Annotated in this window: 9 protein-coding genes, 1 tRNA gene and 1 pseudogene; 10 read left to right on the top strand and 1 reads right to left on the bottom strand. The window is 64.2% G+C overall.

Going from position 1 to position 9465, the window contains the following annotated elements:
• The first annotated feature begins 154 nt into the window (after positions 1-154).
• From AB7531_RS23235 to AB7531_RS23210, 6 genes and pseudogenes are all read left to right on the top strand, one after another.
• Complete coding sequence (locus AB7531_RS23235) at positions 155-967, top strand: class I SAM-dependent methyltransferase (RefSeq protein ID WP_187387706.1); 813 nt, start codon at positions 155-157, stop codon at positions 965-967.
• 498 nt (positions 968-1465) lie between these two features.
• Complete coding sequence (locus AB7531_RS23230) at positions 1466-2200, top strand: tRNA-uridine aminocarboxypropyltransferase (protein WP_441280065.1); 735 nt, start codon at positions 1466-1468, stop codon at positions 2198-2200.
• 67 nt (positions 2201-2267) lie between these two features.
• Positions 2268-3113: an ABC transporter permease gene (locus AB7531_RS23225; RefSeq protein WP_245328437.1), complete on the top strand. Its 846-nt coding sequence runs from the start codon at positions 2268-2270 to the stop codon at positions 3111-3113.
• Between the two features lie 163 nt (positions 3114-3276).
• Positions 3277-3882: pseudogene (locus AB7531_RS23220) on the top strand (ABC transporter ATP-binding protein); the annotation flags it as partial.
• A gap of 56 nt (positions 3883-3938) precedes the next feature.
• Positions 3939-4012 (top strand) — tRNA-Cys (locus AB7531_RS23215).
• 189 nt (positions 4013-4201) lie between these two features.
• The gene (locus AB7531_RS23210) at positions 4202-4348 is read left to right on the top strand and encodes a hypothetical protein (protein ID WP_167767891.1); all 147 of its coding nucleotides are present in this window, start codon (positions 4202-4204) and stop codon (positions 4346-4348) included.
• An 81-nt stretch (positions 4349-4429) separates the two neighbouring features.
• Here AB7531_RS23210 and AB7531_RS23205 read toward each other — a convergent pair whose 3' ends face one another.
• Positions 4430-4624 carry a hypothetical protein gene (locus AB7531_RS23205; protein ID WP_039148908.1) on the bottom strand — a complete coding sequence of 65 codons (195 nt, stop codon included), beginning with the start codon at positions 4622-4624 and terminating at the stop codon, positions 4430-4432.
• Positions 4625-4886: 262 nt separating this feature from the next.
• Here AB7531_RS23205 and AB7531_RS23200 point away from each other — a divergent pair, with 262 nt between their 5' ends.
• The 4 genes from AB7531_RS23200 to AB7531_RS23185 all read left to right on the top strand — a co-directional run bounded on the left by AB7531_RS23200 (position 4887) and on the right by AB7531_RS23185 (position 9418).
• A complete protein-coding gene (locus tag AB7531_RS23200) occupies positions 4887-5150 on the top strand; it encodes a hypothetical protein (protein ID WP_063983409.1) in 264 nt (87 codons plus the stop codon).
• Positions 5151-5590: 440 nt separating this feature from the next.
• Positions 5591-6508, top strand: coding sequence for an ABC transporter substrate-binding protein (locus AB7531_RS23195; RefSeq protein ID WP_063983408.1), 918 nt, complete (start codon positions 5591-5593; stop codon positions 6506-6508).
• Positions 6508-8130 (top strand): amino acid ABC transporter permease/ATP-binding protein, encoded by a 1623-nt coding sequence (locus AB7531_RS23190; RefSeq protein ID WP_063983407.1) that lies wholly within the window; start codon positions 6508-6510, stop codon positions 8128-8130. The genes AB7531_RS23195 and AB7531_RS23190 overlap by 1 nt, the downstream gene beginning before the upstream one ends.
• 46 nt (positions 8131-8176) lie before the next feature.
• The gene (locus AB7531_RS23185) at positions 8177-9418 is read left to right on the top strand and encodes an acetamidase/formamidase family protein (RefSeq protein ID WP_063983406.1); all 1242 of its coding nucleotides are present in this window, start codon (positions 8177-8179) and stop codon (positions 9416-9418) included.
• Positions 9419-9465: the final 47 nt, after the last annotated feature.

The raw sequence follows: 9465 nt of genomic DNA, 5'->3' as shown, positions 1-9465 counted from the left end.
TGTCAACTTAACATCTGTTCTCATAAAGGCTGTTACTTCTCATTTCTGTCAACAAAGCTCGTTACAGAACGGAGACGGGCGCGGCCTTCGCTCGTCGCGCCGCCCGAAGCTATTGCATTCGAACGGAATCCCGCCCCGAGAACGTGTGACGTGCTTGGGAATCCTTGCGGGCGAGCGGAAATCGGCTGGCTCGTGGTGTTTTGGAGTGATTGGCCAAATGGCTAATACGGTCGGATCGCACTTTTTCCCGGAGATTGCGGCGGGTGGATTCTCTCGGGTCGATGGCACGGTTCAGTTCTGGCAGCGGGTCGGGGCTTTGGTTGGCCCGGATTCCGTCGTGCTGGACTTTGGCGCCGGGCGAGGCGCCGGCCAGAGCGAGGATTCGGTCGCCTACCGGCGCAGTCTGCGGTCGTTGAAGGGACGGGTGCGCGAGCTCGTCGGGGTGGATGTCGACCCGGCCGTAACGACCAACAAGGCGCTGGATCGGGCGTTCGTGATCACACCCGATGGAGAGCTACCGATCGCCGATCACTCCATCGACGTGATCGTATCGGATTTTGTGTTCGAGCATCTCCAGGATCCTGCCAGAGCCGCCCGTGAACTCGACCGCGTGCTCAAGCCGGGCGGCTGGATCTGCGCGCGAACGCCCAACCGCTATGGATACATCGCACTCGCCAACCGGATGATCCCCGACCAGTTGCATGCCCGCATCATCCAGTCGGCCCAGGACGACCGCAAGGGCGAGGATGTCTTCCCGGCCGTCTATCGGCTGAACACTGCCAGCGCGTTCAAACGGCATTTTCCCGCCTCCCGATACGATCTGTATGTGATCCCGTGGGACGCGGAGCCGGCCTACTATTTCGGATCGAAGCTGCTCTATTCGCTGTTGCTAGCGGTTCAGCACTGCACGCCGGCTCCGTTCAAGACGGTGTTGACGGCGTTCATGCGCAAACGCCCCGTGCCGTGAGCCCGACAGCCAAGTCACGTCGGGCTCAAGCCGCCGTACACCTCATTGCGAAGACGGGACGAAAGGCCTTCGAGCGCGGAACGTCACGCAACGCAGGCGCCTTGTAGAAAGATCGTACCCTCCAAGACGTCACCAAGTCCGAGCGATAACGTCATTCGGCGATCAACTGGGGCGTGTATTACGGCCTGACCACCACACTTCATGACCATCGCCTCCCAATCCCCATCCCAAAGCCCATGTCGACGTAGGTGCTCAGTTCTACGACACAGACCTCAGCAAGCCGATTTGGGTCGCCAACGTGGCCGCGAATGGTACTGTGGATTGGAGAGACGCTGCCGGAACGCCGGTCTAGCAGAGCGGTCGACGCGTTCGACATACCGGCGCAACGAGACCGCCTTCGGGCGGTCTTTTTGTCGTGTGCCGAGGTTCGGGGTTATGGCGGCGCCACTCCCGGCAAGAGAGTTGTTGAACCGCCGCTTCAAGCGTATAGCGGCGACCATGTCGAACCCCACAGCCGCCGCGCCGGCCGATCCGATCCCCGAATGCCCGCACTGCCAGAAGCCGATGCCGCTGTGCATCTGCGACAGTGTCACGCCCATCAAGAACCGGCTCTCGCTCCTGATCCTCCAGCATCCGCAGGAGCAGGACAGGGCGCTCGGCACCGCCCGGCTGCTTGCGAAGCACTTTGCCGATGCCACGGTGCGGGTCGGCCTGTCCTGGTCGAGCCTGTCCAAGGCGCTGGCGCGGCCGGTCGAGAACGCCTCGCACTGGGCCGTGCTCTATCTTGGCTCGGCGCGCGCGGCCGATCTGGAGGCCGAGGGCGAGATCCTGGCGCTCAACCGCACGGGCGAAGTCGCGGAGAACCAGCGCTCGATCCTCGGCAAGCTCGAAGGCGTGGTGCTGCTCGACGGCACCTGGAGCCAGGCCAAGGCGCTGTGGTGGCGCAATCCCTGGATGCTCAAATGCCAGCGCGTGATCCTCAACCCGGCGCATCCCTCCCGATACGGACGCCTGCGCAAGGAGCCGCGGAAAGACGGGCTGTCGACCATCGAGGCGGCCGCGACCATCCTGGCCAGTCTTGAGAAGCGCCCCGATATCGCCGAGACGCTCAATGCCAGTTTTGAACGGATGTTGACGCGCTACCGCGAGGTTCAGGCCGAAATGCCGGAATTGGCGCCAAAACCGCCGGTCAAGGACCGCCGGCGCGGTGTCCGGCGCAGCAAGCGCAGCTGACTCGCGCTTAAATCCTCCGTACGGTTGATTGCCCCGCGCGAGACGGGCGGGTAGAGACGATCGGCCGATGGGCCGCGAACTGTTATCTTCGCAGAATCGGAAAGCCGGAAGCGGAAGGGGCAGTCGAATTCAGGCCGCGGCGAAGGAAATCCTTGCACAGGCGGCGCGGCCCGATCGGTGGGGCACGCTCGCGCTGATGGACATCTCGCTGCGTTACCGGCGCACCGTGATCGGCCCGCTCTGGATCACGCTGACGCTGGCAGCAACAATCGCAAGTGTCGGCACGGTCTACGCCGCACTGTTCAAGCAGGACATCGCCGGTTTCCTGCCGCCCTTCGCCGTCGGCCTGATCGTCTGGACCCTGATCGCGACGACGCTCCAGGAAGGCTCAAGCATCTTCGTGGCGTCGGGCCACTTGATCAAGGCCGTGCCGGCGCCGCTGATCGTGCATGTGCTCCAGATGATCGCGCGCAACGTGCTCATCTTCGCGCATCATCTGGTGATCGTGGTGCTGCTCTACATCGTGATGCCCTGGCCGCTGCATGGGAGCATGCTGCTCGCGGTGCCCGGCTTTGCGATCCTGCTCATCGTTCTGCTCGGCGGTTCGGTCGCACTCGGCATGCTCTGCGCGCGCTTTCGCGATATCGGCACGGCGGTCGTCAGCGGCCTGCAATTCATCTTCTTCCTGACGCCGATCATCTGGACCGAGGACGCCCTGCGCGGCACCGCGTTCTCCTGGCTGATCCGCGCCAATCCGTTCGCGACGCTGCTCGACCTCGTGCGCAGGCCGCTGCTGTCGCAGCCGACCGATCCGGTGCAATGGCTGCTCGGGGCGATCTATGCGATCGTCGTAGCCGTCATCGCCTTCGGCTGCTACGCGAAATACCGCCACCGCGTGGCGTATTGGCTGTGAGGCGCGCATGAGCCTTGCTGCCCACATCGTGCTTCGCAACGTTTCGGTCAACTTTCCGGTGCTGTCGTTCCGCGACCGTTCGCTGCGCAGCCGGTTCGTCAGCGCGGTGACGCTGCGCCGGACGCGGGCTGTGCCGCACATCGTCTCCGCGCTCAACGACGTCAGTCTCGACATCCGCGCCGGCGACCGCGTCGCCATCATCGGCGCCAACGGCGCAGGCAAGACCACGCTGCTGCGGGTGCTCGCCGGCATCTATCATCCGACCGCGGGCAGCGTGGACGTGCTCGGCCGCTGCCTGTCGCTGTTCGACCTGTCGGCCGGCTTCGACGAGGAGGCCACGGGCTACGAGAACATCGTGCGCCGCGGGCTCGTGATCGGCGCGCGGCGCTCCGAGATCGATGCGCGGCGGGCGGAGATCGCAGAGTTCACCGAGCTCGGCGACAGGCTCGACCTGCCGCTGCGGACCTATTCCAGCGGCATGATGCTGCGGCTGATCTTCGCGGTCGCAACCGCCGTGGAAGGCGAGATCGTGCTGCTGGACGAATGGATCGGCGTCGGCGACCAGCAATTCCGCCGGAAGGCGCGGCAGCGGCTCGACGAGATCGTGGCCCGTGCCGGCATCCTGGTGCTGGCCTCCCACGACATCGAGCTGATCCAGAGCACCTGTAACCGCGCGATCCTGCTCGAGGAGGGGCGGATGACCGCGGCCGGCCCGACCGATGCGATTCTTGCGAAATATCTCGCCGGTCCTGGCGTGGCAAAGGCGTAAACACCCGGCCGGGGTTGCCTAAGCCATTGATCCCCTATATTGCTCCGCCCGTACGGGGCCACGTGGCGGAGTGGTTACGCAACGGTCTGCAAAACCGTGTACACCAGTTCAATTCTGGTCGTGGCCTCCATTACAACTTCCTGATATTTCATCACAAATTTTGCTCACCGCGCGTTCCGCCAAGCGCGCGGCTAAGGCCTGCCAGGTCGTGCACACCGGGTTTGCCCGGGGCTTGGCGGACACCAGCGATTCAGGCCCGATGGCATAGACTTCGCATCTGCGAAGTGATGCGTCAGGCCCCCCTGGAGCTGGAGAGCACGTGAGCGACGTCGTCCGATTTGTCCCGAAATCCGAGCTGGAGCGGGCTCGCCTCATTCGCGAGGCCCGTGCGATCTATGACAGTATCTTTCCGCCGGCCGCACCCGACCGGGTGCCGCAGGACGGCGAGGAGCGGGTCAAGACCTGATCGGAGCCGCGCCGTTCCGGCGCATGGCCGATAGCAAAACGCCCGCAGGAGCGGGCGCATCGGTTGACGTTGAAAGTGGTCTCAACAGGCCGCGTACCAGCCGTCCGGAAACGGCAGAAGGGGCCAGGCGCCCTCATTGTCATTGGCGGCTTTGGGCGTTGCGACGTACGACCACGAGCGGGGCACGAATTCCTCCTCCGGCTCGGGCGCGAAATCTTGATAGACCATGGCGTCCCGGACGGCATCCAGCAGCAAGTTGAATTCGGCTTCGCTCATCGCACCCTCGCAGAACGCGGATGGCGCAATGTCGCAAAGCCGGTTTGTTACCCGATTGAGCCGATCGTTCGCATTTTAGCGATCCGGCGATCGGGCTCCGATTGGTTAGCGATTCCTTAAAATCCCCGCGGAACCGTACGTTCCTCCCGTCCGGCCTCAGTGTGAAAGAGATCACATCCCCCGCGATTTATTTCTCCTACCCCTTGGCACGACACCGGCCAGCGAAGGCCGGGGGCGGGCAAGGCAGACGGGAGACTTGGTCATGAGGGCAAGGTTCTTACGGTTTGCGGGGGCGAAGAGCCGGGCGCGCCGCGCCTCGACGGTCGGGCTGTTCCTGGCGCTGTTCGCCTCCGCCGCCAATGCACAGCAGGGAACGCCGGAGCAGCGCCGGGCCTGCACCCCCGACGTCTACCGGCTCTGCGCCGGCGAGATCCCCAACGTCCGCGCCATCACGGCCTGTCTGCGCCGTAACCGGTCAAGCTTGAGCGAGGCTTGCCGCACCGTGTTCGATCAAGCCGGCGGTTGACATAGCCGCCCTGTGGGTTTGTGCGCAGCAAGTGGCTCGTGCGGCCTCGCGAATCCGGCATAGTCGGCCTGTGGATATGCTGCGGACAGGCTGTGGAAAGCGGTGAGATGCTGTGGATGTCGTCCACAGATGCGTCTGCCCCGCGCCTCATTTCCGTCAGCGAACGTCATATCTCTGTCAAATATCCTGACTGATTGATTCTCCAACCGTGCAGATTATTGCGTCGCGCGAGATCATTTGGTTCTCCCGAATTCGGAATTGCGTGCCGCAGGACACCTGACGCACGAACAGTTTTTGTGCAGCCGGCTGCCTAATTCGCGGGCCTCATTCATCCAATTTTTTGTACGCCCGCGGACAAGCTTTCCCGTCCGCACTCCACCTAGGCTCGCTCCCGAGATCTGGAACATGGCCAGTGCCATGACAATTCAAAGGAGCTGGAGATGGAGAGACGGGTATTGCCCCACGCGCAGGGAACGGCGCGCGCATCATCACCGTGGCGCAAGGTCGCGCTCGGCGCCACCATCGCCTTCGGCCTCGTCGCAGCGGCGCCGCTGAGCGCGCAGGCCGCCGCGCCCGCCGCCTGCGCCGCACTCCAGGAGAAATATCCGGACTGGAAGGGCAAGACGCTCGTCAACGCCATCAACCCGCATACACCGGGCTATGAGACGATCGACCCGAAGGATCCCAGCAAATATATCGGCTTCGACATCGATCTTGGCGAGGCCATCGGCGAATGCCTCGGCTTCAAGCTGACCTACAAGCCGGTGACGTTCGCAGCACTCCTCACAACGCTCGCTGCCGGCCAGGCGGACATCGTCATCTCCGACATCTACGCCACCAAGGAGCGCGCCAAGGCCGCCGACTTCATCACCTACTCGAAAGTGTTCGACGGGGTGCTCGTCGCCAAGGGTAATCCGAAGGGCATCAACGGCATCAACATGTCGATGTGTGGCGCGGCCGCCGCCGAGAACACCGGCTATGTCGAGGTGCCCCTGATCCAGGCCCTGATCCCGGAATGCAAGAAGGCGGGCAAGGCCGAGCCGACCATCCAGCTCTACGACAACAACGCCAACTGCATCCAGGCGATCCTGGCCGGCCGCGCCGACACCTATGTCAATGACGTCAACACCGTCGACAGTGCGGTGAAGGCCTATCCGGACAAGCTGGAGAAGGCGATCGCGGTGACGATCCCGTATTCGGTCGGCATCGCCGTTCCCAAGGACAAGCCGAAATTCCGCGACGCCGTGCTCGCCGCACTGATCGAGGTGCAGAAGGCCGGCACGCATATGGAGCTTCTAAAGAAGCATGGGCTCGACGTGAACAACTTCAAGGAGCCTGACATTCTGACGGCAGACTGATGTCGCTGTTCCTCCATTACCTGAGCATGCCGTATCTGCTCGAGGGCATCGAGCTCACCCTCGAGGTGACCGCCCTCGGGCTCGGCGGTGGATTGATCCTTGGATTGATCCTCGCCGGCATGCAGCTCTCGCGCTTCTGGCTCCTGGCGGCGATCGCCAGGGCCTATACCGTGATCTTTCGCGGCACGCCGCTGATTCTGCAGATGGTTTTCGCCTACGATGCGTTACCGCATATCGGCATCAAGCTGCCGGCGGTGCTGGCGGCCGGCCTCGCGCTCGCCTGCAACGAGGCGCCGTTCATCGCGGAGATGCTGCGCGCCGGCGTGCTCGGCGTCGACCGCGGGCAGGTGACGGCCGGCCAGGCGCTCGGCATGACGCCGCGGATCCTGATGTGGCGGGTGATCGCGCCGCAGGCGATCCGCACCATGATCCCGGCCTTCGGCAACGAGGCGGTGAGCGCGCTGAAGAATTCCTCGCTGGCGTCCGTCGTCGCAGTCCAGGAGCTGACCTTGCGCTCGACTCAATTGGCGTCCTCGACCTTCGACTTCTTCTCGATCTTCTTCGCCTCTGGCCTCTTGTACCTCGTGCTGACCTTTGCCATCAGCGTCATCCAGTTGTTCGTCGAATGGCTGCTCGATCTCGACCGCGCCAAGGGACGGAAGCGCAAGCTCGCCGATTACCTGCCGTGGCGTCGCGTCGATCTCGGCGCCAAGCTGGAGCTTGCGGAGGCGACCGTCGCCGATCCCGAACCCGTGCAGGCAGAGCTGACCGACACGCCGCCGCTTGCTCTGACCAGAGAGGAGCGCACGCGGCGTTCCGCGACGATCGCGCGCAACAACATCGCGGTCGAGACCAAGGACCTCACCAAGAGCTACGGCACGCAAAAGGTGCTCGGTGGCCTCGATCTGACCGTTCGCGTCGGCGAAGTGGTCGCGCTGCTCGGCCCCAGCGGCTCGGGCAAGAGCACGCTGCTTCGCTGCATCAACCATCTCGAAAGCTGGGACGGAGGCACCGTGCGCGTCGGCGGCCGCCGTCTCGGCTTTGACGACGACGGCAAGTTGCTGTCACCGCGGGCGATCGCCAACGAGCGGGCAACGGTCGGTGTCGGCATGGTGTTCCAGCAGTTCAATTTGTTCGCCCATCTGTCGGCACGCGAAAACATCGCCGGGCCTTTGCGCTGGGTCCACGGTATGACCCGCATCGACGCCGACCGTCGCGCCACCGAGCTGCTCGACCGTGTCGGTCTCTCACAGCGCGCCGACGCGCTGCCGCGACATCTCTCCGGCGGCCAGCAGCAGCGCGTCGCCATCGCCCGCGCGCTGGCGCCCAATCCAAGCGTGCTGCTCTTGGACGAGCCGACCTCGGCGCTCGATCCCGAGCTCGTCAACGAGGTACTGGAAGTGATCCGGCGGCTCGCCATCGACGACGGTCTCACCATGATCATCTCGACGCACCAGATCCGCTTTGCCGATGAAGTCGCCGACCGCGTCGCTTTCCTGAGCGGCGGCACCATCATCGAGGAGGGACCGGCGCACGAGGTGCTCACCAATCCCCGCAATCCGCTGACGGCGCGTTTCCTCAGCGTGATGGAAGCCGACAAGACTCCGGAGGCGGTGCGATGAGCGCCGCCCCCACGTTCAAGACCGCGTTCCCCGAAGAGGCCACCTGATGAAGCATTTCACGCTGCCGGTTTCGCCGAAGACCGTCCACTGGGGCTATTTCTCCAAGAAGGTCACGCCGGCCCTGACACTGCGCTCCGGCGACCGCGCCACCATCGAGACGCTGACCCATCACGCCAACGATGATTACGAGCGCATGATCCAGGGCGATCCCGGCGCCGAGAGCGTGTTCCAGTGGACGCGCGAGTACAAGGCGGTCCCGCGCCGCGGCTCAGGCCCGGTCGAAGGTCCGTTCATCCGCGGCGCAGGCGAGGGGATCGGCGTGCATCTTCTCACAGGTCCCGTCGCGATCGAAGGCGCCGAGCCCGGTGACATCCTGGAAGTGCGCATCCTCGATATCAGGCCGCGGCCGAGCTGCAGCGCCTGCCACGCCGGCCGCTGCTTCGGCTCCAACGTCGCCGCAAACTGGGGCTTTCACTATCACGATTTGATCGAGGAGCCGAAGCCGCGGGAGGTCGTCACCATCTTCGAGCTCGACACCTCGGGCGAGCCTTATGCGAAAGCGGTCTACAACTACGTCTGGACGCCGCAGACCGACCCCGACGGCATCGTGCATCCCACCATCGACTATCCCGGCGTGCGCGTCGATCACGCCACCGTCAGGAAGCGCGAAAACATCCTGTCGAGCGTGAGGGTGCCCGCGCGATTGCATTTCGGCACCATGGGCCTCGCGCCCTCGGAAGCTGATTTCGTCAGCTCGATCCCGCCGAGCTACACCGGCGGCAACATCGACGACTGGCGTATCGGCAAGGGCGCGCGGATGTTCTATCCGGTCGCAGTCCCCGGCGCCTATTTCTCGGTCGGCGATCCTCACGCCGCGCAAGGCGACAGCGAGCTCGGCGGCACCGCAATCGAGACCTCGCTCACCGGCGATTTCGAGTTCATCCTGCACAAGAAGGCTGATCTGGCCGGCACCAGTCTGGAGGGCCTCGACCATCCGATGCTGGAGACCGATCACGCCTGGTCGTTCTACGGCTTCACCTATCCGAACTATCTGGCCGCGCTCGGCGCCGACGCACAAACCGAGATTGCCAATCACTCGAGCCTCGACCGTGCGATGCGCGATGCGTTCAGAAAACTCCGGCGGTTCCTGATGACCGTGCACGGTCTCAGCGAGGACGAGGCGATCTCGCTGCTGTCGGTCGGCGCCGATTTCGGCGTCACCCAGGTCGTCGACGCCAACTGGGGCGTCCACGGCACGATCCGCAAGAACATCTTTCGCTGCGACTAATGCATTGAGACACAGCGAGTTTTCGGGATGAGGGGATGAGCGGCGAA

This window comes from Bradyrhizobium sp. 63_E2_N1_3 (genome assembly GCF_052076005.1).
GTDB classification, from domain to species: Bacteria; Pseudomonadota; Alphaproteobacteria; order Rhizobiales; family Xanthobacteraceae; genus Bradyrhizobium; species Bradyrhizobium barranii.
This window is presented reverse-complemented; position numbering and strand designations above follow the sequence as displayed.